Source organism: Flavobacterium collinsii (assembly GCF_902804485.1).
GTDB classification, from domain to species: Bacteria; Bacteroidota; Bacteroidia; order Flavobacteriales; family Flavobacteriaceae; genus Flavobacterium; species Flavobacterium collinsii.
In genome coordinates this window covers 1-369 of the sequence record NZ_CADCST010000134.1, presented here as the reverse complement: position 1 = coordinate 369, position 369 = coordinate 1, and the positions used below count along the sequence as shown (strand labels likewise).

1 protein-coding gene is annotated in these 369 nt (G+C 40.4%); it reads right to left on the bottom strand.

The features are described 5' to 3' along the window. Positions 1–369 (bottom strand): AMP-binding protein (locus FLA105534_RS21150; protein ID WP_173968072.1); only part of this gene is annotated, 369 nt, incomplete at both ends.

The window sequence follows — 369 nt, the reverse complement described above, 5'->3', positions numbered from 1 at the left end:
TTCTCCTGCGGCAACGATTCTTTTTAGCGTTTTACAGGAAGATAGGTTCTCCAGATGAGACAAATAACCAGGGGTGGCATGAAGGTGTGTTACAGAATATTCCTGCAATACATTGATAAAATCTGTCGGATCAATGATGCGTTCTTTGGATACGCCTATCAATGAAGCTCCATTGAACAAGGCTAAAAAGATTTGTTCCATAGACGCATCAAAAGCGTTGTTTGAGAATTGCAGTACACGATCTGAATGGTCCAATCCAAATTCTTCTGTCTGGTTCGTAATGTAATTGACCAAACTTTTATGTTCGATCATAACTCCCTTAGGTTGTCCTGTGGAGCCTGAGGTGTAGATTACATACATCAGCTGATT